General features: G+C 60.6%; 23 protein-coding genes and 1 tRNA gene. 9 read left to right on the forward strand and 15 right to left on the reverse strand.

Annotation, left to right across the window (positions count from 1 at the left end; genetic code table 11):
* Window positions 1–119: 119 nt before the first annotated feature.
* Window positions 120–2,243, forward strand: coding sequence for an EAL domain-containing protein (locus EM6_RS15720; protein WP_126424058.1), 2,124 nt, complete (start codon window positions 120–122; stop codon window positions 2,241–2,243).
* Window positions 2,244–2,449: 206 nt separating this feature from the next.
* Entirely contained in the window at window positions 2,450–2,638 is a 189-nt protein-coding gene (locus tag EM6_RS15725) for a Thivi_2564 family membrane protein (protein ID WP_126424059.1), read from the forward strand.
* A 131-nt stretch (window positions 2,639–2,769) separates the two neighbouring features.
* Here EM6_RS15725 and EM6_RS15730 read toward each other — a convergent pair whose 3' ends face one another.
* The gene (locus EM6_RS15730) at window positions 2,770–3,123 is read right to left on the reverse strand and encodes a VOC family protein (protein ID WP_126424060.1); all 354 of its coding nucleotides are present in this window, start codon (window positions 3,121–3,123) and stop codon (window positions 2,770–2,772) included.
* A 54-nt stretch (window positions 3,124–3,177) separates the two neighbouring features.
* Window positions 3,178–4,170, reverse strand: a complete 993-nt coding sequence (locus EM6_RS15735; protein WP_126424061.1) for an LLM class flavin-dependent oxidoreductase — start codon at window positions 4,168–4,170, stop codon at window positions 3,178–3,180.
* Window positions 4,171–4,830: 660 nt separating this feature from the next.
* On the opposite strand from EM6_RS15735, the gene EM6_RS15740 reads away from it, so the two are divergent.
* On the forward strand, window positions 4,831–5,835 hold the full coding sequence (locus EM6_RS15740) for a hypothetical protein (RefSeq protein ID WP_126424062.1): 1,005 nt from the start codon (window positions 4,831–4,833) through the stop codon (window positions 5,833–5,835).
* A 157-nt stretch (window positions 5,836–5,992) separates the two neighbouring features.
* Here the strand turns inward: EM6_RS15740 and EM6_RS15745 are convergent.
* A tRNA-Ser gene (locus tag EM6_RS15745) sits at window positions 5,993–6,084 on the reverse strand.
* Window positions 6,085–6,293: 209 nt separating this feature from the next.
* On the opposite strand from EM6_RS15745, the gene EM6_RS15750 reads away from it, so the two are divergent.
* Genes EM6_RS15750 through EM6_RS15765 form a run of 4 tightly spaced genes read left to right on the forward strand, consistent with a single transcriptional unit; the run spans window position 6,294 to window position 11,021 of the window.
* Complete coding sequence (locus EM6_RS15750) at window positions 6,294–7,871, forward strand: exopolysaccharide biosynthesis polyprenyl glycosylphosphotransferase (protein ID WP_126424063.1); 1,578 nt, start codon at window positions 6,294–6,296, stop codon at window positions 7,869–7,871.
* 5 nt (window positions 7,872–7,876) lie between these two features.
* Window positions 7,877–9,340: a lipopolysaccharide biosynthesis protein gene (locus EM6_RS15755; protein ID WP_126424064.1), complete on the forward strand. Its 1,464-nt coding sequence runs from the start codon at window positions 7,877–7,879 to the stop codon at window positions 9,338–9,340.
* The gene (locus EM6_RS15760; RefSeq protein ID WP_126424065.1) at window positions 9,337–10,254 is read left to right on the forward strand and encodes a glycosyltransferase family 2 protein; all 918 of its coding nucleotides are present in this window, start codon (window positions 9,337–9,339) and stop codon (window positions 10,252–10,254) included. The genes EM6_RS15755 and EM6_RS15760 overlap by 4 nt, the downstream gene beginning before the upstream one ends.
* Window positions 10,254–11,021: a polysaccharide deacetylase family protein gene (locus EM6_RS15765; RefSeq protein ID WP_126424066.1), complete on the forward strand. Its 768-nt coding sequence runs from the start codon at window positions 10,254–10,256 to the stop codon at window positions 11,019–11,021. The genes EM6_RS15760 and EM6_RS15765 overlap by 1 nt, the downstream gene beginning before the upstream one ends.
* A 199-nt stretch (window positions 11,022–11,220) precedes the next feature.
* Here EM6_RS15765 and EM6_RS15770 read toward each other — a convergent pair whose 3' ends face one another.
* From EM6_RS15770 to EM6_RS15780, 3 genes are all read right to left on the reverse strand, one after another.
* Window positions 11,221–12,522 carry an O-antigen ligase family protein gene (locus EM6_RS15770; RefSeq protein ID WP_126424067.1) on the reverse strand — a complete coding sequence of 434 codons (1,302 nt, stop codon included), beginning with the start codon at window positions 12,520–12,522 and terminating at the stop codon, window positions 11,221–11,223.
* Window positions 12,522–13,238: a transcriptional regulator gene (locus EM6_RS15775; protein ID WP_126424068.1), complete on the reverse strand. Its 717-nt coding sequence runs from the start codon at window positions 13,236–13,238 to the stop codon at window positions 12,522–12,524. The genes EM6_RS15770 and EM6_RS15775 overlap by 1 nt, the downstream gene beginning before the upstream one ends.
* A gap of 139 nt (window positions 13,239–13,377) precedes the next feature.
* Window positions 13,378–14,886 (reverse strand): GumC family protein, encoded by a 1,509-nt coding sequence (locus tag EM6_RS15780; protein ID WP_126424069.1) that lies wholly within the window; start codon window positions 14,884–14,886, stop codon window positions 13,378–13,380.
* Window positions 14,887–15,055: 169 nt separating this feature from the next.
* Here EM6_RS15780 and EM6_RS15785 point away from each other — a divergent pair, with 169 nt between their 5' ends.
* The gene (locus EM6_RS15785) at window positions 15,056–15,769 is read left to right on the forward strand and encodes a polysaccharide biosynthesis/export family protein (RefSeq protein ID WP_126424070.1); all 714 of its coding nucleotides are present in this window, start codon (window positions 15,056–15,058) and stop codon (window positions 15,767–15,769) included.
* Window positions 15,770–15,866: 97 nt separating this feature from the next.
* Here the strand turns inward: EM6_RS15785 and EM6_RS15790 are convergent, their stop codons facing one another.
* Window positions 15,867–16,139: a sel1 repeat family protein gene (locus EM6_RS15790; protein WP_126424071.1), complete on the reverse strand. Its 273-nt coding sequence runs from the start codon at window positions 16,137–16,139 to the stop codon at window positions 15,867–15,869.
* Between the two features lie 399 nt (window positions 16,140–16,538).
* Here EM6_RS15790 and EM6_RS15795 point away from each other — a divergent pair, with 399 nt between their 5' ends.
* A complete protein-coding gene (locus EM6_RS15795; protein WP_126424072.1) occupies window positions 16,539–17,636 on the forward strand; it encodes an RcnB family protein in 1,098 nt (365 codons plus the stop codon).
* A gap of 591 nt (window positions 17,637–18,227) precedes the next feature.
* On the opposite strand, the gene EM6_RS15805 is transcribed toward EM6_RS15795, so the two are convergent.
* From EM6_RS15805 to EM6_RS15845, 8 genes are all read right to left on the reverse strand, one after another.
* Window positions 18,228–18,545, reverse strand: a complete 318-nt coding sequence (locus tag EM6_RS15805; RefSeq protein ID WP_126424073.1) for a hypothetical protein — start codon at window positions 18,543–18,545, stop codon at window positions 18,228–18,230.
* 15 nt (window positions 18,546–18,560) lie between these two features.
* Window positions 18,561–19,169, reverse strand: a complete 609-nt coding sequence (locus EM6_RS15810; protein WP_232037189.1) for a polymorphic toxin type 50 domain-containing protein — start codon at window positions 19,167–19,169, stop codon at window positions 18,561–18,563.
* A 49-nt stretch (window positions 19,170–19,218) separates the two neighbouring features.
* Complete coding sequence (locus EM6_RS15820) at window positions 19,219–20,607, reverse strand: ABC transporter permease (protein WP_126424075.1); 1,389 nt, start codon at window positions 20,605–20,607, stop codon at window positions 19,219–19,221.
* Window positions 20,604–21,533: an ABC transporter ATP-binding protein gene (locus EM6_RS15825; protein ID WP_126424076.1), complete on the reverse strand. Its 930-nt coding sequence runs from the start codon at window positions 21,531–21,533 to the stop codon at window positions 20,604–20,606. Before EM6_RS15825 ends, EM6_RS15820 begins: the two co-directional genes overlap by 4 nt.
* An 83-nt stretch (window positions 21,534–21,616) precedes the next feature.
* Window positions 21,617–23,086, reverse strand: a complete 1,470-nt coding sequence (gene gatB / locus EM6_RS15830) for an Asp-tRNA(Asn)/Glu-tRNA(Gln) amidotransferase subunit GatB (protein WP_126424077.1) — start codon at window positions 23,084–23,086, stop codon at window positions 21,617–21,619.
* Between the two features lie 25 nt (window positions 23,087–23,111).
* Window positions 23,112–23,501 carry a type II toxin-antitoxin system VapC family toxin gene (locus EM6_RS15835; RefSeq protein WP_126424078.1) on the reverse strand — a complete coding sequence of 130 codons (390 nt, stop codon included), beginning with the start codon at window positions 23,499–23,501 and terminating at the stop codon, window positions 23,112–23,114.
* Window positions 23,498–23,740 (reverse strand): type II toxin-antitoxin system Phd/YefM family antitoxin, encoded by a 243-nt coding sequence (locus tag EM6_RS15840; RefSeq protein ID WP_126424079.1) that lies wholly within the window; start codon window positions 23,738–23,740, stop codon window positions 23,498–23,500. The genes EM6_RS15835 and EM6_RS15840 overlap by 4 nt, the downstream gene beginning before the upstream one ends.
* Window positions 23,741–23,792: 52 nt before the next feature.
* Window positions 23,793–25,709: an ATP-binding protein gene (locus EM6_RS15845; protein WP_126424080.1), complete on the reverse strand. Its 1,917-nt coding sequence runs from the start codon at window positions 25,707–25,709 to the stop codon at window positions 23,793–23,795.
* Window positions 25,710–25,721: the final 12 nt, after the last annotated feature.

Raw genomic sequence — 25,721 nt, forward strand, 5'->3', positions numbered from 1 at the left:
TATATTTTTTCACCTGTTAAACCGAAATTCAGACACCTTGTCTATTATCTGACAAAAGGCGCACAGACGGCGCGAATGTTGGGTTTTGTGAAGGTTTTATGACAAACTGGACCTCGGTTATGCAGAAAGCAGCAAACGTTTCGGATATTACGGACACCGTAGACCCCGTATTTCCGCAGACGACCAATTCGCAAATCTACGATACCTTCCGCGACAATTCTGAACTGCTGGTGCTGGCCGTAATCGATACCTGCGGGCGCGTCCTGGGCCTGATCGAACGCCACAGCTTCAATCTCAAAATGGCTTCCGAATACGGTCGCGCCCTGTTCGGCAACAAGTCGGTGACCACCATGATGGACACCCGCCCGCTGACCGTCGAAGCCGAGACCCCGCTGCGCGACTTCATGCAGGCAACCCTGGCCGAACGCGCCTCGGAGCTGCTGCGCGGCTTTATCGTCACGCGCGACGGGGCCTATGCCGGGGTCGGCACCACCCTGTCGATCCTGAAGGCGATGAATGACGACCTTCAGGACAGTCTGCTGCAACAGCGCGAAATGGTGACCGATCTGATCCGCCTCAGCGCCGAGTCGCAGCGTCATCAGTCCTTCCTCAACACCATTATCGACAATATTCCGGCCATGGTGCTGGTCAAGGACGCCCATTCGCGCGTCAGGCTGATCAATCCCGCCGGCGAGGACATGCTGGGCGTCAAGCGCAGCGACGTGGTCGGCAAGACCAGCCACGACATCTTCCCGGCCGAGCAGGCCGACACCCTCACGCGCTCCGACCGCCGCGTTCTGGCCAGCGGCGAAACGGTGATGATCGAAGAGGAAGCCATCTATAATGGCGAGCGCCAGCGCACGGTGCAGCTCAAAAAGACCATCCTGCGCGGCCCGGATGGCGCCCCGGACAGCATACTGACGCTGGGCATCGACCTGACCGAGCAGAAGGCCGCCGAGGCGCGCATCGCGCAACTGGCGCACTATGATCCGCTGACCGGTCTGGGCAACCGCACCCTCTATACCCATGAGATCGAGCAGGCCCTCAGCCGTGTGCAGCGCCACGGCCACCACCTCGCGCTGCATTGTCTGGACCTCGACCGCTTCAAGACGGTCAACGATTCCTTTGGCCATTTGGCGGGCGACGCCCTGTTGCGTCAGGTGGGCGAACGCCTGCGACTGTGCGTGCGCAAGGGCGACTTCATCGCGCGCATGGGTGGCGACGAATTTGCCATTATCCAGAATATCGAGCGCCCCGAAGACGCGCGCTGCCTGGCCGAGCGCGTCATTGAGGTCATGAAATCGCCGTTCGATATCAACGGCATCCGCCTCGAAGCCGGGGTCAGCGTCGGTATCGCGCTCGCCCCCGAAGACGCCGCCGACGCCAATAACCTTTTGTCGCGCGCCGATCTGGCCCTTTATCGCGTCAAGTCCGAAGGCCGCAACGGCTGGTGCTTCTATCACGCCGAAATGGACGCCGTAGTGCAGCAGCGCCTCGAAATGGAGCACGAACTGCGCACGGCCCTGAGCGAGCAGCAATTCCAGTTGCACTTCCAGCCCCTGCTCAATCTCGACAGCGGCGAGGTGGTGTCGTTCGAGGCGCTCCTGCGCTGGCATCACCCCCACCGCGGCATGGTTTCGCCGGGTGAGTTCATACCGGTGGCCGAAGACAGCGGCCTGATCGGCCCCATCGGTGACTGGGTGCTGCGCGAAGCCTGCCGTCAGGCGGCCCAGTGGCCCACGCCGTGGCGCATCGCCGTCAATATCTCACCGCTGCAATTCCGCGATGGGTCTTTGCCGCGGCTGGTCAGGGACGCCCTGAAAGCCTCAGGCCTCGACCCGCGTCGTCTGGAGCTGGAAATCACCGAAAGCGTGCTGCTGGCCGACGAAAAGCACAATCTCAAAATCCTCAATACGGTGCGCGATATGGGCGTGCGTATCGCCATGGACGATTTCGGCACCGGCTATTCCTCGCTCAGCTATCTGCGCGCCTTCCCCTTCGACAAGATCAAGATTGATCAGTCCTTCGTGCGCGACCTGCCGCACGATCAGAACGCCCTGTCGATCATCCGCGCCATCTCCGACATGGCCGAGGCGTTAGGCGTACACATCACCGCCGAAGGGGTCGAAACCGAAGCCCAGATGGAAGCGCTGAAAGCCATGAACTGCCGCGAGGCGCAGGGCTATCTGATCGGCCGCCCCGCCGCCGCCATCGAAGCCTATGCCGCCGTGAAGGTGGCCTGAGCGCGCGCCTTTCGAGACGGTCTCGTGTCTCTGATACATAAGAGACCGTCTCGACTTTCAACGGCCGGATGCGCTTCAGCATCTTCGGCCGCTGGTATAACGTCTTTATTTTTAAGAAGCCAAGCGGACATTCAAACCTGAGCCGCACCCGGACATGATGTTTCCATACCGAGGGAACTAACCCTCACGCTGAAAAGGAAACCCGCATGTCCCTTCTGTCTCTGGTCGCCATCCTGATCGTCGTCGGTGTGCTGTTGTGGCTGGTCAACACCTACATCCCGATGGACCCCAAGATCAAAAACATCCTCAACGCCGTGGTGGTGATCGGCGTGGTGATCTGGCTGCTTCAGGTATTCGGTCTGCTGGGCTCGCTCAGCACTATCCGTGTAGGCTAGCAGGGCCACAGGCCCTGCACCCGTAACGGGGAGCAGAAGGTTCCGGCTGCGCTCTATTCTCCTCCCCATTCCATGGGGAGGTGGCAGTGAGCGCAAGCGAACTGAAGGAGGGGTATGCCCCTGCCCCCCCCTCACGCTGCCGGTTCCCACAACTCGATCGCATTACCCTCCGGATCGTGGATACGCGCAAAGCGCCCCACCCCCGGCATATCCCAGTCCGGCTGAGTGATCACCTCGATCCCCGCCGCGCGAAGGGCCGCACACAGATCATCCAGCCCTTCGACCCGCAGATTGAGCATCCACTGACGATCCGCCGCGAAATAGTCGGTATCCGCCGCAAAGGGCGAAAAGACGCTCGGCCCGGCCTGCGTATCCCAATGGCCATAGGGCCCGGCCCCTACGCCCAGATGCTCGGCATACCACGCCGCCAGGGCCTTCGGGTCTTTGGCCCGGAAGAAGAAACCGCCGATTCCCGTCACACCCATAGCTACCTCCTGTCTATGGGTTAAGGCGTATCAGGCCGTCAGGCTGTGCACAAGCTAAGCCGCACGCTGCATCAGCGACGACTGGCTGAAGATCTCGACCGAGCGCAGGCGCGCCTCGACATCGTGGATGGGCATGGAGATGATCAGTTCATCCGCTTCGGTCGCTGCCAGAAAGTTCTCCAGCTTGCGCTCTATGGTCTGCGGTGAGCCGACCACCGCATATTGCAGCATATGATCGACCATCTGCGTCTCTTCGGGGCTGAGCTGGAGCCCGCGCACCGGTGCCGGAAACGGCTTGCGCTCATTGCGCCGCAGCGCCGCGAAGGCCTGCCGCATCGAGGTGAATAGATAGTGCGCCTCTTCGTCCGTATCGGCCGCCACGCCCATAATGCCGACCATGGCCTTTGGCTGCGGATGATCGGCCGAGGGCCGGTACTGCTGACGATAAAGACGCAGCGCCTGATGCAGCAAATCCGGCGCAAAGTGCGAGGCAAAGGCATAGGGCAGGCCCATCTGCGCCGCCAGTTGCGCGCCATAGGTGCTCGACCCCAGGACCCAGATCGGCACCTTGGCGCCAAAGCCCGGCACGGCCAGTATTGGCTCTGAGCCGTCCGGATCGTCCATCAGCCGGCGCAGCTCCGCCACATCATGGGGGAAGCTGTCCACCCCACTGTCCATGTTTCGCCGCAGCGCCCGCACCGTGCGCATATCCGTACCCGGCGCGCGCCCCAGCCCCAGATCGACCCGCCCCGGAAACAGCGCCTCCAGCGTACCAAACTGCTCGGCAATCACCAGCGGCGCATGATTTGGCAGCATGATACCGCCCGAACCGATGCGAATGGTCGAGGTATGGTGCCCGACATGCGCAATCGCCACCGCCGTCGCCGAAGACGCGACGCCCGGCATCCCGTGATGCTCGGCCAGCCAGTAGCGATGATAGCCCAGCGCCTCAGCTTGACGCGCCATACGCGCCGTATTGGCAAAGGCGTCGGCGACGCGGCTCCCCTCCCCGACCTGCGACAAATCCAGAATGGAAAAGGGGATCATATAATACCTCACGAAGTATGCTGAGGGCTTATGTAGGCGATCCGGTTACGATTACCAGAGGCGGCGATAGTGAGTCGTATGTCGCAGGCGACATAAAACGCCTGCGCCGTGTAACAAAAAAATGACTACCCGCTGAGGCGAGCCCTCTGGACGGCCCACGCAACTTATGACAACACTGTCAAAATAATAAGAAAGTACAGGTAAGTGGAAAGCGTAATGATAACTCTCATCGTGGCCGGCATCGGCCTTTACGGCGCAGCCGTCGTCTTCTCGGTCATCGCCAGTGAATTCTGGGGACATAATTGACATGGGCGTCAGTTATCAGAATTTGCCCCGGCATAACCCTCTCTAACAAAACCAACCTGTTCACCCGGCGTCATCTGACGTCGGGTGAATTGGTGTTTGGGGAGAGGGCGACATAATTTACAGCATAAAATATTCAAATTTTTCAGATTACTATATATCGGGCAAAATTATATAAATGATTATTCAATTAAAAAAATACACCTGTACAAAACGTCATTATAAATCTATACGTTTTCATTTCAAATAAATATAAAGTTGATTTTTTTATCATATAATAAATTAATCAATTCTCATTATTGAAACAATGACGGAACGAATATGATTCCATATTAATCAGGTAGAGGATGGTAAGGGATGCGCGCGAACACAACACGCAATCAACACTTTGTGTCCCAGATTGAACAGAGGCTGAACACGTGCACTCCCGACAACAGAAGCGGTAATTTCCGAATTTACTCGTTTCGAATTGTGGATCGAGAAGCGTACCAAATTGAGTTGGAAAACCCGCGCGGACGCGCGATAGCTTCAACCCTATCCATGCTGGACCTCTTTAGTTTCGACGTGCCTGGAGGTGGGCAACTGCGCATGAACCTTGAAACTCTGTTTCAAAAGTACGAAGAGAGCGTCGCGGTCCATACCAAGAGCTTACTGGAGAAACTGGAGACGGGCAGCGCGGACATCAAAACTGAACTCATCGACTTATTCGCAGCGAAACTGCTGAACTTTATCCGCAATCCTTTCTGCATTCAAAAGACTTTAAACACCTTTTCTGGCGTTGGATTTTATGAACCAACTGACACAGAACTGCTTGATATATATAGACGGATCGTAAGCGGAAATAAGCCGCATCAAACACACATGTGCCGAGAACTTGGAATATCGGGGGAGACATATGTCCAGTGGCTTAGACTAATATTCGTCCTTTTGATACGAACACTGGACGGCCAGCCGAATCTGTTCGAAGGCATGATCAAGTCGTTATTTGAGGCGCGCGACACAAAGGCCGCAGCCTTTGTTTGGACCTATGATAGAGATGTCTGCCTACTATCAGATCGAAGCTACTGCCAACCCATTCCAGACGGTGCGCACATGGCGATGTCCTTCAATCTGTGTTCTACTGCATTCGTAGACTATATTTTCACCGATGCCGCGACCTTGCTCGAAGGTCGCGCCGCACCTGAGTTTGTAAAGGAAGCCCTTGCCGCTTGGCAGCAACGGCCTCAAGCCTCTGTTAATGTGACAGTGACCAAGAACGATCCCAAAATGTTGGCTAGGTATAATCGGCGTGTTGTAGAGCAGGCCAGAGAACGGGTCTACTGTGCAAAAAAGGCTGACATTGTGCTGGCATCGCCAGACTAGCTTAGATCGGCGATTAACAGAAAGTGTCGAGACGATGGGATTGGCTGCGCTGCGCTCCGCCGAAACGTCGCCTGACGGCGGCGTTTTCGAACCCAGGGTTCGAAGTCCCGGACACCGGCCACTAAAAAAGCCAGCCCTATGGGGCTGGCTTTTTTAGTGGCGGAGACGATGGGATTCGAACCCATGGTACCCTTTTAGGGGTACGCTCATTTAGCAAACGAGTGCCTTCAGCCTCTCGGCCACGTCTCCGCACTAAGGGTTCACTTAGCCTGACTTGTCCCAAATGGCAACGGGCAATCCAAGCCCCCCTCCGGAAAAGTGTGAACATCGTCGCATCGGCCGAAAAACACGATTTGCCTTATGGAAAAAGGGCTTGCGTTAACGGTTATCTAAACGCCGTGTGGCAGGGTGTCGGCGAAACCGCCTCAGATGATCCCCAAAGGACACTCCAAACGGTCATGACAGACGCACGCACAGGCGCCCCCGCCGAAACGCTTACGCCCCTCGCCGCCCCTGACCGGGCGACGGGCGAAAAGGCCTTGCGCGTTCAGGGTTTGAGCCAGAGCCGTAAGGCCGAAGCCCCGGCCGATCACCGCCGCGGACCGTTTCGCCCTGAGCGTCTGGTGCCGCTGCGTGAGCGCCGCGCCAATGAAGCCTATGCCTACCTCTTCCGTTTCAGCGACCTGCTGCTGATCGCGGGCGTCAGCCTGTTTGTGGCGCAGGGCCTGTCGTCGCGCGGCTGGCAAGGGGCGCTGGCGGGTGACATCCTGCCGCTGCTGGTCGCCGCCGTCAGCCTGTGCTGGAGCCTCAAGAGCTTCGATCTCTACGTCTATCGCCGTCAGGAGCGCCTGAGCGGGCACCTGCTGCGCGTGCTGGCCGCCGTGACGCTCAGCCTGATCGCCGGCTTTGGGGCGGCTGGTCTCAGCGGTCGCGTCGATCTGCTGATCCCTGTCTTTGGCCTGTGGGCCGTTGGGGTGTGGCTGGGTCTGGGGGCGCTGCACGGTGCGTCGTTTGGGCTGGTGGCCCGCTGGCGGCGCAAAGGCTTCCTGACGCCCAATATCGTCATTGTGGGCGCCACGCGCGACGCCAAAATCCTGATCGAAGCGGCGCTGGAACGGCGCGATGTTAATATTCTGGGCATTTTCGACGACCGCCTGTCGCGGGCGCCCGGCGACGTCTGTGGCGTGCCAGTGCTGGGCGATACCGAAGCGCTGCTGTCGCACAAGATCACGCCCTATGTCGATCGGGTGGTCGTTGCCGTCGATCCGTCGGCGCGCGCCCGCGTCGAAGGCCTGATCCGTCGCCTGAGCCTCCTGCCCAATGCCGTGTCGCTGCTGGTCGATGTCGATAGCGAGGCCGGACGCAAAACCGCTCTGGACCGTTTGTCGGAACAAAGCCTGAGCGCCAATGGTGTCGGACCTTCAGACGCCCACCGCACCCTGCACAAACGGCTTCAGGACGTCGTGATCGGCACCCTCGCCCTGCTGATCTTCGCCCCGGTGATGGTCGTGGTCGCCGTGCTGATCAAGCTGGACAGCCCCGGCCCGGTCTTCTTCCGTCAGCGCCGCCACGGCATGAACAACGAAGTCATCAATGTGTGGAAGTTCCGTTCCATGCGCATCGAAGCGGCCGACCCGACCGCCGCGCGTCAGGTGTCGCGCGACGATGACCGCGTCACCCGCGTCGGGCGCTTTATCCGCAAGACCAGCCTCGATGAATTGCCGCAACTGTTCAACGTTTTGCGGGGCGATATGTCACTGGTCGGGCCGCGTCCGCACGCCATCGGCATGAAGACCGGTGACGCCGATTCTGCCAAGCTGGTGGCCGAATACGCCTGGCGGCACCGCATAAAGCCCGGCATGACCGGCTGGGCCGCCATCAAGGGTTCGCGCGGCGCGCTGGAAAACGCCGAAGACGTGCGCCGCCGCGTGCAACTCGATATCGACTATATCGAACGCCAGTCCTTCTGGTTTGACCTGTACATCATGGCCATGACGGTGCCCTGCATCCTTGGCGACCGCCACGCCGTCCGGTAAGGCCGATGTTCTGGAAAGGCCTGTGGGGATACCTTCCCGCCAATCTGTTGCAGGGGTTGATCGGGTTTGCCACCCTGATCACCTTTACCCGCCTTTTGTCGCCCGATGACTATGGCCGCTATGCGCTGGCCTTTGGCGTATCGAGTCTGGCTCAGACCCTGTGCTTTACGTGGATCGAAGCGGCCATGGCGCGCTTTTACCCGTCGGAGTCGCGCGAAAACCCCGAAGCTCCGGCGCTGTATGGCACGCTTTACCGTCTGTTTTCGGGGGTGACTGTGGTGTTTGCCGTCGTCTGCGCCGCCGGTCTGTGGCTATGGCCCGCCCCGGAGGCGCACACGCAGGCGCTTAAGCTGGCCATCGGCTGCGGGCTGGGCGTCGTCGTCTTCCGCAGCCTGATCAAGATGGTGCAGGAGCAGCGCCGCTCGGAAGGGCGCGTCGGCACCGCCTCAACGCTGGATATGATCCAGACCGCCGGCGGGTTTGCTCTGGGCGCGCTGCTGGCGTGGGCCGGTTTAGGCGGCGGCGCGCCGCTGCTGGCCGCCGGGATCGTGGCCGCCGCCTGCCTGCCGTTTGTCGCCCGCGAAGACTGGGGCCGCGCGCGCAAGGGGGCCTTCGATGCCGCCCGCGCCCGACAGTACGCCCATTACGGCCTGCCCGTTTCGGCCAGCCTGATCCTCACCCTGGCGCTTTATACGGTGGACCGCTTTCTGATCGCCGGCTTCCTGTCCGAAGCCGAGGCCGGGGCCTATCACGCGGGCTATAGCCTCGCCTCGCGCATCCTCGACGTGCTGTTTTTGTGGTTTGGCGCCGCCGGTGGCCCGGCGCTGGTGCACGCGCTGGAAAGCGGCGGTCCTGAGGCGCTGAAAGCCCACGCCCGCGATCAGTTCCGCGTCATGGCGCTGGTGCTGTTTCCGGCAGTCGGCGGCCTGATCGCCGTCGAAGCGCCGCTGGCTCAACTGTTGATTGGCGAAGGCCTGCGCGCGCAGGCCCTCAGCGTCACCGCCCTGATCAGCGTGGGCGCCCTGCTGTCGGGCTTTAACACCTATTATTTCCTTCAGGCCTTTACCCTGTCGAAGAAGACGAAGCTGTTGACCGTGGCCATGGCCATTCCGGCCATCGCCAATGTCGGACTGAACCTGTGGCTGATCCCGCTTTATGGCCTGTGGGGGGCCGGTCTGGCGACGGCGCTGAGCTTTGCCATTGGGCTGATCGGCTCGTGGGCTCTGGGACGCCGCGCCATCGCCCTGCCCGTGCCGTGGCGTGACCTGATGCTGACCGCCGCCGCCACTTTGGTGATGGTCCTGTGCGTGCGGCTGATCCCGGCCTTTGGCGGTATTGTTGAACTGGTACTAAAGGGCGTGACCGGCGTCGTGGTCTATGCCGTGCTGGCCCTGGCCCTGAACCTCAACGACGTCCGCGCCCACAGCCAACGCTTCCTTAAACGCTTTGGGTTAGGGTCAGCCGCATGACCGCCACCGTCGTCACCAATGCCGCCCGTGAATCCGCCCCGCCGCCGCGCCTGTCGGTGCTGATCCCCTTCTATAAGGAAAGCCCGACCACCCTGCTGCGCGCCCTGACGCCGACGCCGGGAGTGGAGATCGTGCTGCTGGATGACGGGTCCGGGCAGGCCGAGCTGACGCAAGAGGTGATATCAACGATTGATGAGATCGCCCTGCCCGTCACCTTCCTCAGCCTGACGCACAATGAAGGCCGGGCGCGCGGGCGCAATCGCCTGACGCAGGCCGCGCGCGGCGACTATTTCCTATGCCTCGACTCCGACATGCTGCCCGATGCGCCAGACTTCCTGACGCGCTGGCTGGAGGTGATGAACGACAATCCTGCTGTGGTATTTGGCGGCTTTTCGCTGCTTCAGGCCCCGATGGACAAACGCTTTGCCATCCACCGCCTGATGGCGACCAAAAGCGACTGCCTCGATGCCGCCACCCGCGCCCTGATGCCGGAAAAATACGTCTTCACCTCGAACCTGCTGATCCGCCGCGACGTTTTCGCCGCACAGGATTTCGACAACCGCTTCACCGGCTGGGGCTGGGAAGACGTCGAATGGGCCATGCGCGTGGCGCAGCAGTTTGGCGTGACGCATATCGACAACCCCGCCACCCATCTGGGGCTCGACACGGCGGAGACCTTAATGCGCAAATACGAGCAATCGGTCGGTAACTTCGCCCGCGTCATAGACAAACACCCGCAGGTCGTCGCCACCTATGCCAGCTACCGCGCGGCGCGCCTGATCCGCAAACTGCCCCTGCGCGGGGCTCTGCGCGCCACCTTGCGTGGCGTGATCCGCAACGAAGCCCTGCCGCTGAAGGCCCGCGCCTTTGGCCTGCGTCTGTACCGCGCCGCCCTTTATTCCGAGGTCGTCTGATGAGTTATGCCGAAGCCTACGCCGCCGACCGTTCGCTGTATGGCAAGCTGCGCCGCCGCGCCTCGAAGCTGCTGTTCCGCAAACCGGCGCAGTTGAAAGGGCTCGCGAAGCCCCTGCTGACCTTTTCGTTCGATGACGCCCCGCAATCGGCGGCCATTGCCGGGGCGGGCATACTGGAGCGCCACGGCTATCGCGCCACCTATTTCATCTCCGCAGGTCTGATGGGGCAGGACAGCCATTTCGGCCCCTACACCACCGCCGCCCAGATCGCCGCCCTCAACGCGCGCGGCCATGAGATCGCCTGCCACACCCTGATGCACATGGACTGCGGTCGGGCGAAGGGGGCTGACATTGCTTTAAGCGTGGACGAAAATCAGAAGCTCATTCAATCGCTTGGCGTGCCCTCTTCAACCACCTTTGCCTACCCCTATGGCGATGTGTCGCCGCAGGCCAAGGCGGTTTTGGGCGACCGCTATCGCTCATCGCGCGCCCTGCACCACGGCCTGATCCGCTCCGGCAGCGACCTCAATCAGGCCCCGGCCATCGGTATCGAAGGCGACAGCGGCGAACGGCTGGCGCTGGAGTGGATGGCGCAGGCGCTCAAAACTCCGCAAAGCTGGGTGGTCCTCTACACCCACGATGTGCGCGAAAACCCGTCGCCATGGGGCTGCACGCCGGAGACGTTGGAGACGCTGGCCACCGCCGCCCAGACGCTCGGCTTTGAGGTCGTCACCTACGCCGAAGGGGCCCGCCGCGCCGGGGGCTGAGGCATTCCAAGGCGGCATCCTTTGATGCTCAGTTTTGGAAACCACATACTACACAGATTTCACAGATTATAGGGTCAGTTCACCCACCTTCGCGGGCGCAAACTCACGGGCGCGAAGCGCAAAATCTGTGAAATCTGTGTAATCTGTGGTTTCTTTTCAAACGCTCACCGCACAAACACACCCGGTTTGTGGGGGTATCTTAATCGTACAGCCCGCGCCTTGGCCGCACAGGCGCAACGGGGGCCGCAATCACCGGCCCATCGCCCGGCAGGGCCAGCTTGACGAGAATCAGCACGATCAGGCACCAGCGGATGTCGTTCCAGCCGATGGCGATACTTTCGGTCAGGCTCATCAGCGAATAGACGGTGATAAACGGCAGGGCGAAATAACCGCCGTCGCCGCGATAGGTGCGGTAAAAGGCCTTCAGCCACGTCTCGATAAACACCAGCGCCCACACGGTGAGCCCGACATAACCCAGCGCCAGCCACACCTCGTACCAGCACGAATGGGCGTGATAGGCGCGAAAACCCGCCACCTCGGTGATCCAGCGCAGCGGGGTCCACTCCCCTTCGGTGGACCATACGACGCCGTAGCCATAGCCGGTGACCGGTTGTTTGTGCATCACAAAGTCGATCCCGGCCCAGATATTGGTGCGCCCGGTGAGCGTCGCGTCCTTGCCCAGCAGGTGAAACAACTGATCCGGCATCAGAATGACAAAGCTGCCCACCGCCAGCAGCACGCACACCGCGACCCAGATCAGGAACACCCCCAGAAGCGGCCCGCGCCGCGACAGCCAGACAAAGGCCATCATCCCGGCCCCCAGAATCAGCGCCAGCAGCGAGGTCTTGGAGGTGGACATCAGCACCAGAAACGCCGCCCCGCCCGCTGCGGCAAACCACAGCCAGCGGCGTTTGGGCACCTGAATCCCGGCGGCCAGACAGGCCAGAAAGCCGACATCCATCACGGCACCCAGATTGTTCTTTTCGGCAAAGACCCCGCGCCACGCCCCGACGAACAGCTCGGTCATGCGCCCCTTGTCCGGGAACACAATGGCCATGACAAACGACCCGGCAATCAGGATCAGATAGGTAACCGCGATCACCTCGATCAGCTTGCGCCATGAAAAGCGGGCGGCGATCACATAGCCGGCCAGACAGGTCATGGCGAAGGCCACAAAGCGGCGCAAGGTGGCCGACGGGTCAATCGACCACAGGTAGGACGCCGCGCACAGCAGGATCAGCGTGACCAGCAGCGGCGTACGGATCACCCCCGCCAGCACCGACTTCCACGTCAGGGCCAGAAGCACCAGCGCGCACAGGTAAACCGGATAATAGATATTGCGGATGATGGCCCCGGCCATGGGCGACTGTTCGGTCGAATAGCCGAAAATGGGCGACACCCAGCCCTGCGAAAACATGAACAGGATAAACACCGCCAGACCGAAAGACAGCCACTGCCCGTCCCAGTCCTCCCGGATGCCACGGAGGATATCGCCAACCATCAACCGCGCGCGACCTTGCGCCTCGCCTGCGGGGCGGCGGTGCGGCTCTTGTTATAGACCATGCCCAGCAGACGGCCGCCCACCTGTTCGATCTCGGTTTTCAGCGCCACGCGGGCGTCGATTTCGCCCTCGCCTTCGCTGACCACCAGCACCACCCCGTCCATCAGCGGCGCCAGTTTCAGCACGGCATCCGAACGGTCAAAGGCCGGGGCATCGACCACAATGGCCTGAGCATGGGTGCGCAGGGCCTGCCAGTAGGAGGATTGCTCAAACAACCGCGCCTTCTGCCCCGGCAGCAGCAGGTGGTCGCGCAGGCGCGTCACCCACAGGCGTTTGTCCAGAAAGGGCCGTGCGATCAGGTAGTGGCTGTCGGGCACAGGCTGACCCTGCGGGTCCAGCGCCTTGGGCGACAGGGCAAAGAAGACCGAGCCATCAGGAGAGGCCGAGGATACCGGCCCCGGCGGGCCAAAGCGCGTGGGCTCCTCCAGTACGGCCTCAAGCTGCGTCTGCTGCCGCAAGTCGGCATCGACCAGCCACACCGGGCGTTTGGCAAAGGCCGCTTCGCAACGCGCATATTCGCGCGCTACGGTCGAGACGCCTTCGCCGCCGCAGGCCGACACGAACAGGAGGGCGCGCCCGCGGCCGCTCTCGGCAGCCTGCGAACCGCCCCTGAGCGCCGCCATCAGATCGGCCATTTCCCGCGTCAGATCGACCATAGAACTCAATATGCAATGTATGCGAATCGCGCCTTTACGCGCCTGCTGATACCATAAGCCGTTTTGGATCAGAAACCTATGGGCTGAACGCGACCCTTTTCTGACAAAGGTCTGTTTCGGGGGCCTGTTTCGCGAGGGTTTATTTGGCTCTGGCTTGCGCCAGTATCGGCAGGCCCAGCGTCTTTGAGGCCATGTCGGCGCTCAGGAAGCCCTTGCGCAGGAAGACGCGCGCCAGCCCGGCACACAGGGCCGTGAAGCCCCCGAACAGGAAGGCCAGAATGAAGACCGGCTTTTGCAGGCTCTTGGCCTTGTCCGGCGGACGGGCGCGGTTGACGACCCGTACCGTGTCCTGCGCCTTTTCGGAGATTTCACGCGCCGCCTGCGTTTCCTGAATCCGCTGGGTAAAGGTGGCGATATTGGTCTGCAGGGCGTTACGTTCCGTCGCCAGGCTGTTGTATTCGGCCTCCATGCCGACCAGCGACTGAAGCTTTTGCGTCACCTGATCGGCCTGCGCCTGAAGTTGCGTGCGGCGGCCAGAGGTCGCGGCGATTTCCGCCTCCAGCGTCAGCTTGTCGGTCAGGAGTTGCTGATAGATGGGGTTGACGCCGATACGGTGTTCCTTCTCACCAATGGCGCGGCCCGACGCCTGCATCGTCTCCAGCGCCCGAATCTGCTCATCAAGGTCGCGCACCGCCGGGGCCGCCGGCGTATAGCGAGTCAGAAGCTCGGCCCGCTGCTGTTTCAGGGCCAGAATCTTCGACGGCACGCTGAGATCCAGTTGCCGCTCGGTGCTCATTTCCGGCGCCTGTTGCCCCAGCCGCGCCGTAATGGCCGACAGACGCGCCCGCGCCGTAGCCAGCCCCGCATCGGCCACATAGATTTCCGACATCACCGTATCATAGAGCTTGGTATAGGTGGCCTTGGCCGCCTGAAAATCCCCCACCCCGTTGCGCAGCAGGAAGTCCTCATAGGTCTGGTCCGCCTGACGCAGACGCCGGTCAAAGGCCGCCTTCTGGTTTTCCAGCAGGGGCGCGGTGACGTCCATGAACACTTCGTGGCGATAGCTCTGATAGAGGTCGATAAAGGTATTGAGGATCAGAGCCGCAGCCAGCGGGTCCTTGTGCGTAAAGCTAAGGCGCACAATGTTGCTTTGAGGTGCCGTTTCAGTCTTCAGGCCGCTCAGCGTCTTCATTACCCGCGTATCGGCCTGCGCGCGCTCGGTTTCGGTGCGCGGCGTGAAGGTCTTGGGGAAGCTCGAATCGATAGCGTGGTAGCCCAGCTTTTCAATGACGCGGTGCTTCAGTTCGGCAGAGTTAAGGATTTCGACTTCTGACTGCACCACTTCGTCGATGGTGGCGATGGCCCCGCGCGCCGCATCCCCGGCCGCAGGCACATACACATAGTCCTGCCCCAGTTGCATCAGCAGCGACGCATCGGCTGTGTAGCTCTTTTTCAGGGTCATGGCAAAACCGGCGCCGACGCCGAAGATAATGGCAAAGACCAACAGCATCAGCCACCATTCGCGCAGCAGCAGGCGCAGCATGTCATCGACATCGTAGGCGTAGCGCCGCCGCACGGGTGCGCGGGCGGCCCGGCGCTCGCCGCCTGTGGTCTCCATCTCTTCGCTGTAAACGCCCTGCGCGCGCATTCAGCCCTAAACCCCTTCACATCACCTGGTTCTTTACTATGCCAGGGAAAACCATGATTCGGACGCGACGCCCCCGATCTATCTGTGGGGAGTTTCTATCCGAGGCATTAACCAACCGTTACCCATTTTAAACGAAGGTTAAGACGGACTGAATTTTGTGGACGCCGCCATGCTCAGCAAACGCGCCTTGATGTTGGGACTGACCGGACTGGGCCTCAGCGCCCTGATGGCTGGCCCTGCGGCACAGGCGGCGCGCGCCCCCGAAGCGACCCCCATACGCTTTTCGCAGTGGACGGACGAAGACCCGCCCTATCTGTTCTATCCGGCGGACAAGCTGGAGATTCAGGTGCCGGGTGCGCCGGAACTCAGTCGGACGACGCAGGTCGGTCAGGATGGCCGCATCACCCTGCCTCTCGTGGGGCAGGTCATGGCCGCCTATAAAAGTGTGCCGGACTTACAAACGGAAATCACCGAACTGTACCGCCCCTATCTGCGCCACCCCGAAGTGACGGTCTTCCCCGGCGACACGGGCAATACGCGCGTGCTGGTCGGCGGTGAGGTGCGCAATCCCGGTTGGGTCGAGATGCCGGGCGATTTTGACGCCCTGTCGGCGGCGCTGGCGGCGGGCGGCTTTACCAATGCCGCCAAGTCGCAGCAGGTGCTGATCCTGCGTCGCGGTCTGGACGGGACGATCATGCAAAGGCTGATCGACCTCAGGAGCCCGCTGAATGGCAAGGCCTCGGTGGCCGTCGCCCTTCGCCGTCACGACATCGTTTTTGTGCCCAAAACCCGAATCGCCAAGGCCGGCGTCTGGGTCGAACAGAACATCAACAACATCATCCCGGCGGGGATCATGAACTGGCTGCTCTATAGCCAGAATTAGAGCGCAATCCGAAAAGTGTGCAACGGTTTTCGGAAAAATTGCGCGTCCACACAAAAACTTAGAGCCATTCGGCGGCTCACCTGAGCCAACGAAGGCTCTAGGCCGCGTAGCGGGTGTGGCCCTGATCCAGCCAGCGGCGGGCCGCCTTCTGGGCTTCGGCAACGTCTTCGCGTTCCATTTCCTTCGACAGTTCGCGGCGGTAAATCGTCGCTTCCATCGAACCGCGCATCGACGCGAGGTTGAACATCATGTGCGCCGAAATCAGGTCCACGGGTGCACCGTTCTGACCGGTAGAATACATCATGCCGAGCTTGAACAGGTCATCACCGTTCATATCCGGTGTCGGCAGAGGCAGGGTCTCGTTCGTCATCTTCGTCTCCGCGCCTTTTGCGCGGCCCCCGAAATCAAGTGGTCGATGAGCTGAGTTTTCCACCGCCAAGTGAAATTAAAGTTAACGACGATATTTACTGTGAATTTTTTATGTAAAAATTGAATTAATATTAATTATTGCGTTAACTATTAAATTAATTATTATTACTTATTTCAAAATATTTGAGTTTAATTTGATAAAATTTGATAAATTTCCCGATAATTACAAATTTCCATTCCGCTTCGTACGTTAACACCTGAATTTAGAATCAATGAAGCCCTTGGCTCAGCTTGGTGCCGTCAGTGGGACCACCTGACCGATACCTGCGCGGTTTCGTTCAGTTTCAGTTCAGCCAGAGCGGTGCATAGTGAAATCAATCGGAGAAAAGCGTCTCCGTCCATGCGTAGGGCGGCAAAAAAAATCGCCGCCATCGAGGAAACCATGACCCACCGGTCTTCCAAATCCCTGAGACTGAGCGCCACAGCCCTGAGCGCGGTCATCGCCCTGTCTCTTCCCCTGTCGTCGGCCCCGGCCTTTGCCGGCACCTATCAACCGGCGCAACGCAATCTGGATCAGCGTAGCGAGGCCCCGCCGGCACCGCAGCCGCGCCCGCAAGTGAGTGAGCCGCGTGCGGAAGGCGGTGATCGGGGCGGTGATCGGGGCGGTGACCGGGGTGGCGAACGCGGCCCGCGCGGCGCAGAGCCACGCGGCGACACCGGCGGTGGCTGGAACCGCGGCGATACCCCGCGCAACACCAATCCGGGCAGCGGCTGGAACCGTCAGCCGGGTCAGGACAATACGGCCGGACGCCCGGATCGTACCCCCGGAGCCAATACCGGTGGCAACACCGGCGGCTGGCAAGGTCGCCCGGATCGCAATGACAACCGTCCGGAGACGCGACCTGAGACACGCCCTGAAACACGTCCGGAAACCCGGCCCGGCAATGATGGGCGCTGGAACGGCGGGCGCGACACCACGCCCGGCGGCTGGACCGGCAATCGCGGTAACGACAACCGGGGCGGTTGGGACAATCGCGGCGGAAACACAGGTCGAAATGATCGTAATGAGCGCGATTGGGGCCGTAATGACCGCAATGACCGTGACCGTGGCGGCTGGGACAACCGGGGCCGCAATAATGACAGCCGGTATAATGGCGGCTGGGACGGTCATGACTCTGACCGCAACGGCTGGTCGTCGCGCCACGCCTATAACTGGCGCACGCATCGCGATTTCCGGTCCTACACGGGGGTGCGCATAGGCTTCTATTTCGCCCCGCGTTACGGCTATTACCGCGTGCCGAGCGAGTATTACGGCTATCGCTACGACTATGGCGACTACCTGCCGCGCTACTTCTACAGCTATCGCGTCTATGACCCGGACTTCTACTTCCTGCCGCGCAAGCCCTATGGCTGCGAATACTATTTCGTCGGCAGCGACATTGTTCTGGTCGATCTGCGCACCGGCCGTATCATCGACGTCTTTTACGACGTGTTCTGATAGGGTGGCCGCCCCTCCGACACATTCGTCGGCAGGAGCGGCTTTTTGCTTTCAGGGTCGCGGCAACGCAAATGTCGAGGCCATACTCTGCCGACTACACCGTCACCGATGAAGAACGCGACGGGCTCACCGAGCGCGTAAAGCTCTTGCAGGACACCGTCGCCGCCGTCGCCACAGAGCGCTTAAATCCCGCAAACCTCACAAAATAGCCATAAAGTACAACGGGATACCGGCTTCGCGCCTCACCACATGCAGCGCGCACCTCTCGTCGGCTTCGCATAAATATCTGTAAAATATAGACTATCACGCAGAACCAGGCCCCAGAGCCTCTCCGCCTTTTATCCTGCCTGCGTATGAACGGTATCCAAACACCGAAAACGTCCCCGTCGCCATCGAAGGATCGAAGGCAGGATCTAAGTTGTTGGAGGCTCCAATGGCTCCATCGCAAAGCCTTATAAACAAAGGCTTTGACGCCCACATGGCACCATAAAAAAGGGCGGGAGCCTCCAGATTCCGGCCTTTTTTCACACCCCGGAGGCACAAAAAACGATGTGCAGACAAACACTTAGCCCTCACCTGGAGGCATTGCTTTTATCTTGCATGATCGCTCGCTCGATATAGCCCAACTGGTAGAGGATCTATTTTTTGCAATTCGCTAATATGTGATATTTTGATGAAATCCTCATCAATTGTAATTTCACCAAACTGCGCGGCTATGTAAGTCATTACAAGGCGAAGGTTGTCTTGCTCATCATCGGATATATCAGATTTCACAACGATTTGAGCCCGCACCAAATCATTTGAAATTTCCACCGTGTACCTTATTAAACTGCCACTTATGCATTGAAATTCATAACATGTTTCTACGAATGTGAGAATAATTGCGATTCTTGCTTCATTGTTCATCATGTATCGCACCACATTTTAAGGAATTGCGGAAGGAGGGGGAAGATAAGTAAGTACATTCGCAGAAGGCTGAGCGGGAACTAGATGATATCCCTTGTTTGAATAATAAATGATAGCGCGATCCGTGTATACCATAGCATTGGTAGACTGATTGTGCCACAAACCTATGATGCCATCCGCTTGAATTCGTTCTCTAAACCCTGCCATACCACGTGCGACCTTTGGATTGACCTGTGCTCCCAGTCCTCCATATTGGACATAAAGAGCTTTCGCATCTTCAAGCAAAATACTACCGCGTTGCGTTGCAGAGCCTACTGTATGCTTCGCCTGATGGAAGGTGTTTAGAGTAGTCCATGCCTGCGGGTGCGTTGCTAAGTTTGCTTGTTGTGTCGCAAGCTGAGCCCTTTGTGCTACCATCTCGGCACGTTGTGTAGTACCGGGAATTGCACGCGCGACCGAATTTCCAAATCTGTTTGCCGCATTCCCAACTCTAGCAGCAACTGGTGCTAACCTTTGAGCTATAGCCTGACCGACACGGCACCAAGGACAAAGCCCTGTTGGGTCTGTAAGGTTAACCGGATCACCGCCTGTGTAAGCATAGAGGTTCAGATCATCTTTTGATCCGATGGGGTCGGTTTGTAAAAAGCGTCCGTACCTCTGGTCGTAAACTTTAGTCCTATCCGCGCGACAGCCCCATCAGCGCCTTCCAGCTAAACTTGCCGCCGCCCAGCGCGCCTTGCTTGAAGGCGCGGGCCCCCAGCCGGATCATCAGCCAAGCCATGGCCCCCATGCCGGCCAGTGTCGCCAGAATCTCCCACCACGGCGCACCACCCAGAACCCGCAGCGGCATCAGGAAGGGCGTAAACAGCGGCACCCACGACAGGTAGCGGATCAGCGGCAGGTCGGGCGACATCAGCGCCGCCTGAAGGCTCATCATCGGGATCATCAGCACCACCACGATCGGCCCCATGATCGCCTGCGCCTCCTTCTGCGTCTCACAGAAGGAACCTATGGCGATAAAGGTGATGCCGTACATCAGATAGCCACCGACAAAGAACAGCAGCATGGGCACGATCGTCTCGACCTTGAGGATGGCTCCGGCCAGCACGTGCACATTGTTCATCATATCCGGCGGCATAAAGGCCAGTCCGTAGCCCATAATACCGCCGGCCACCGCGCTCCACAGCCCGGCCACCGTCAGCAGGACCATGAACACGCCCAGCACCTTACCGACCAGCAGGCTACTGGCCGGGGCCGAGGTCAGAAGCACCTCCAGCACACGCGACGATTTTTCTTCGATCACCCCCGACAGCAGGATGACCGAAGACGAGAAGATCGACATCCAGGTGAGGTAGCTGAGGACGATCCCGACAAAGTGCGGGCCGTTTTCTTTCAGCGACTCGGTGAAGGACGCCTTGTCATCGGCGCCCGCGGCGGCAATGGCCGGGGTTAGGCTGCTTATCTCGGCCCGCGCCTCACGCAAGGCGGTGGCGACCTGCGGGTCCACGCCCTTCTGCTTGGCCAGATAGGCCGATTGCAGGGCGTGCAGGTCCCAGCGCAGATAGTCTTCCAGCGACTTGCCCTTGGTCTGCGACGACCACAGGTGGAAGGCCAGATGCGGTTCGGGCGTCTTTTCGACATAGGCGACAATCACCTGATCGACGCTGCGTTTTTCCGCCTGCATCAGTTGCGACAGGCGCGCCTCGGCCGCCGCCAGCGTCATGTCCGGCGTCAGCCCCTCCGGCAACGGGACGGCCTGATAGTCACGGCGACTGGCCATCTGGCGCAGGGCCTGACGCGCCGAAACGCTGGGGGCCGCCTCGTGCAGGGCGGCGACGGCGGGGTCCGGCTTGTCAAGCAGGGCCCGCAAGGACGGGGTCAGGTTTTCGCCGCTGAGGTCGAGGATGGCGACGCGGCTGGCCTCTTCGCCACCGCTGCGGCTCATCAGTATGGGGATAAACACCGATCCGGCCATCAGTACCGGCAGGACCAGCAGAGACAGCCAGAAGCCGACCGTCTTGACGAAGGCGAGATATTCGCGGCGCGCGATCAAAAGCGTCTTCATGCCGGTTCTCCGCCATTGGTCAGAACGATAAAGGCGTCGTGCAGGGTCGGCTCATGCGCTTCGAAGCGGCGCACGTCCAGCCCCCCGACCAGCACCGTCTTCAGCGCCTCATTGGGCGTCACGCCGGGCAGGAAGCGCAGACGCCAGCGATGCGTGCCCTCTTCGCCCGCCCCGCCGTCGATCACTTCGGACACGCCGGGCAGACCCGTGACCTGCTCACGGTTCAGCACGCCTTCCAGCTCCAGATAGCGCGGTGCGCGTTCGCGCGCCTGACGCAGGGTGCCTTCGAACACCTTGCGCCCCTTGGTCAGCATGACGACGTTTTCGCACAGGCGCTCGGCATGGGCCATGACGTGGGTGGAAAACAGCACGGTCGCGCCCCGCTTGGCCAGGTCGCGTATCATGTCCTCCAGCCCCTGCTGATTGACCGGATCGAGCCCCGAAAAGGGTTCATCGAGAATGACCAGCTCCGGTTCATGGACCAGACAACCGATCAGTTGCACCTTTTGCGACATGCCCTTCGACAGGGACTTGATCGGCTTGTACATAAATTCGCCGAGGCCCTGCGCCGTCAGAAGCTCAATGGCCCGCTTGCGCGCTGCCGAGGCCTTCATGCCCTTCAGCCCGCCCAGAAAGACGATCATGTCCACCGGCGACATCTTGCGATACAGGCCGCGTTCTTCGGGCAGGAAGCCGATGCGGTCGAGCACCTTGGCCCCCTCACCGCCCAGCACGCTGATGGTGCCGGCGCTCGGCTGCGACAGGCCCAGCATCATGCGCACGCTCGACGTCTTGCCCGCGCCATTCGGCCCCAGAAAGCCGCAGATCGAGCCGCGCGGCACGCGGAAGCTCAGATCCTGCACCGCGGCGAAGTCGCCGTAAAATTTACTCACCCCCTCAAGACTGAGGGCATAGTCGGACGCCATGCGGTCCCCCTTTTCACTTGAAGACCACAGTCTCACGCGCAGACGCCCCACGCAAGGTCGCGCAGGCCCCACCCTTTAAAAGATCACAGACCCAGCTTGCTTTTCAGCAGGTCATTGACCGCCGCCGGATTGGCCTTGCCGCCGGTGGCCTTCATGACCTGACCGACGAACCAGCCGATGGCCTGCGGCTTTTCCTTCGCCGCCTCGGCCTTGTCGGGGTTGGCCGCGATGATCTCGTCAATGGCCTTTTCAATCGCGCCGGTATCCGTCACCTGCTTGAGACCGTGTGTTTCGACGATCTCGGCCGGGGTGAGGGTGCCCTTGCCTTCCCACATGTGCTCGAACACCGTCTTGGCGATCTTCGAGGAGATCACATTGGTTTCGATCAGCTCGACCAGACCGGCAATGTGCGCCGGCGGCAGCGGGCTCTGTTCGATCTCCAGCCCGTCCTTTGTCAGACGCGCCAGAAGCTCGTTCGTCACCCAGTTGGCGACCAGCTTGGCGTCACGGCCCTTCGCGGCGGCCTCGTAATAGTCGGCGCGCGCCTGCTCGGTGACCAGCACGGTGGCATCGTACTGGCTGAGGCCATATTGCGTCATCAGACGCTGACGCTTGTCGTCGGGCAGTTCCGGCAGGGACTTCTTGATGTCTTCGATCCAGGCCAGCTCCAGCTCCAGCGGCAGCAGGTCCGGGTCAGGGAAGTAGCGATAATCGTGCGCCTCTTCCTTGGAACGTAAGGAGCGCGTCTCGACCTTCACCGAGTCAAACAGGCGGGTTTCCTGCGTGATGGTGCCGCCGTCTTCGATAATCTCGATCTGACGCCGCGCTTCGTATTCAATCGCCTGCTGCATGAAGCGGAACGAGTTGACGTTCTTGATTTCGCAGCGCGTGCCAAACTCCGCGCCGGGCTTACGCACCGACACGTTGACGTCGGCGCGCATATTGCCCTTTTCCATGTCGCCATCGGACGTGCCGAGATAGACGAGGATGGTGCGGATCTTCTTGAAATAGGCCACAGCCTCTTCGGCCGAGCGGATATCCGGCTTGGAGACGATCTCCATCAGCGCCGTACCCGCCCGGTTCAGATCGACATAGGTGTTATTGGGATCGAGGTCGTGGATCGACTTACCCGCATCCTGTTCCAGATGCAGACGTTCGATCCGCACCGTCTTCTGCGTGCCGTCCGACAGGTCGATCAGCACCTCACCCTCACCCACGATGGGGTAAAAGAGCTGCGAAATCTGATAGCCCTGCGGCAGGTCGGGATAGAAGTAGTTCTTGCGGTCAAAGCGCGAATGCGGGTTGATCTGCGCCTTCAGGCCCAGACCCGTCTTCACCGCCTGCTCGACGCAAAAGCGGTTCAGCACCGGCAACATGCCGGGGAAGCCCGCATCCACAAGGCTCACCTGTTCATTGGGGCCCGCGCCGAAGCCTACGGCGGCACCCGAAAACAGTTTGGAGGTCGAGGCGACCTGAGCGTGAATCTCAAGGCCGATAACGAGTTCCCACGGGCCGGTGCGGCCCTGGATATATCTGGAGGCAGAGTCGGTCATATTTACCCTATAGCGGGGCCGGCTTTCACAGGGAAGAGGCAGACGCCTCGAAATAGCGCAATACCTGCGGATCGACGCTGATCAGCTTCACACCTTCATACAGCACCTGCGCCACCAGCAGGCGATCGAACGGGTCTTTGTGGATAGGTGGCAGGGTATCGACCATCACCGTATGGGCGCTCAGGATCGGCAGTTCGACATAGCCATTATCCAGAAGTCCGCGGCGCAACAGACGCGGATCGGCCTGAAAATCCTCACGCCCCAGCCCACGCTTGATAGCGACCTCCCACAGGCTGGCGGCGCTGAACAGCAGCGTGTTTTCCGGGTCTTCGAGTTGACGCCTTATCTCTGGCGGCAGTTTTTCCGGCTCACCCGCCGCCCACAGCAGAATATGCGTATCGAGCAGCAGCTTCATGCGCCACCGAACAGGCGCGCGACCTCCTCTTCGCCCAGACGGTCAAAATCGTCCGGGGTGCGGATATGACCACTCAGGAACCCCAGACGGCGCACCTGTGCCCGATCAGGCGCGTCAATGGCGCTTACCCGCGCCACCGGCTTACCCGCCTTGGCGATGATGAAGCTTTCGCCTTTGGCCGCCTGTTCCACCAGCCGCGACAGGTGGGTTTTGGCCTCGTGTATATTGACCGTGGTCATGGCCGCCTCATTAAACTAAGTCTGGTTAGTTTAGTTTATTGCGACCTTAATATCAAGACGCGGGTGACGGCGGCGGCACGTAGAGACGGATCGTCGTCCCGCTGCCCGGCGCCGACACGATGTCGATGCGGCCCCCGATCATCTGGGCGCGGCGGCGCAGGTGGCTCAAGCCTCGCCCGGCCGAGGCGCGCTCATCAGTGGCAAAGCCCACCCCGTCATCACTGAGCGTCAGGATCAGCCAGCCCGGCTGGTCCGGGTCGGCGCGCAGGCTGAGGTCGATGGTTTTCGGCTGCGCGTGTTTGAGCGCATTGGTAACCCCTTCCTGCAAAATACGGTAAATATTGAGAATTTCGTTGGGCCGATAGCCGCGCGGCTCCACTTCCAGCGCGTTGCGCCAGTTCAGTTCCACCCCCACCACCTGAAGGCGCGGGCGCATCCGTTCGCGGAAGATGGCGAGCCCTACCTCCAGCGAATCACCCATTGAATCCATCGAGTCGATGATCAGGCGCAGGTCATCCACGGCGGCCTGAATATTGACGCGCATCGTCTCTGCCGGCACAGCCCCCAGCTTGAGCTGCATCAGCAGGCTGACCAGATGACCGCCCACCCCGTCGTGCATGTCGCGGATCAGGCGCTGACGCTCGGCATTGACGGCGTTGAGCTGCTCCTGCTCCTGAAGCCGGGCATAGGAGGCGCGGATTTCGGCTTCACGGTCGCGCACCTGCCGCGCCAGATCATCGCGCTGTTCTTCGGCCGTGCGGTACAGCTCAAACCCCCGCGTCACCAGGTCAATGGCGATCCCGGCAATGATGACGAAGGGGAAGTAGAGCCCCGCCGTCAGCGGCCGCGCCAGACCGAACAGACCGTGGTAGAGATCATAAAGGGTCGTCACCAGCCCGATCGACAGAAAGGGGAAGGAACGCAACAGCAGTTGCGGCTGAGACTGCGCCAGCGCCCACATGCGATGCAGGAAATAGGCGGAACAGACAAGGATAAGCAGGGTCTCGGTCACCGTCGGCAACCAGCTCTGCTTCGCGGCCCACCCAATCAGCAGCAGCGCCACATCCGCCAGCGTGACGCCCACAATGATGGGCGTATGACCATCCGGGGCCGAGGTCCAGTTTTTGAGAAAATAGGCCGTCGCCCCCATGGTCAGCCCGGAAATGATCGACAACAGCGTGTCATGCAGGGCATCCGGCAGGGCGCTGCCGTGCCACATGAAGCTGGCCCCCCTAACCGCCAGCGCCGCCATGAACAGGGTCACGCTGAGGAACAGACGGTTATAACCGCTGATCGGCAACAGGGCGGCGGCGATCATGCTCAGCAGGGTGGCCGCGATCACCGTGATCAGCGGCATACCGAGGGTGGTCATCAGGCGATGATCCTGAAGCTGACGCAAATCCGTCTCCGGGCCAAACAAAACGCCCTTCATATGCGGGTGACAGCCATTGGCCACCGCAACGATATCGACCCGGTTTTCACCTGAGCGCAGCCTGTCCGGCGTCAGGCTCAGGAGTTGCGGCCGCAAACCGTCATGACTGGACGGAAAGCCGAACTGCCCGCGCGGCGGCGCCAGCAGGTGGCCATTGAGATAGACGACGTAATTATCCCGGATCACCGGCAGGAACAGGGCCTCAAAGCCGCGGTCCGACTGCGGATTCAGCAGAAAGGAAATCTGATAGGCCGGAAAGGTCGCCCCACGCACACAGACATTGGCGAAGTCCTCCGGCATCGGGGTCATGCCGTCCGGCAGAAGCGTCATCTGGCTCAGCGGAAAGGCCTGCGGCGTCAGGCCGTCCACGGCCCGCATATAGACTTCGCGCACGCGATAGGCTTCGGTGGTCTCCGATGGCAACGGCTTGCGGGCAAAGGTGAACAACAGGCTCCAGAACACGATCTGCGCCACCAGCGCCCAGCACAGGGCGCGGCACAGATGGGTCCAGGGCGCAGCGGTCGGAAGGCGAAACATGCCTCACCATAA

Source organism: Asticcacaulis excentricus, from assembly GCF_003966695.1.
Taxonomy (GTDB): domain Bacteria; phylum Pseudomonadota; class Alphaproteobacteria; order Caulobacterales; family Caulobacteraceae; genus Asticcacaulis; species Asticcacaulis excentricus_A.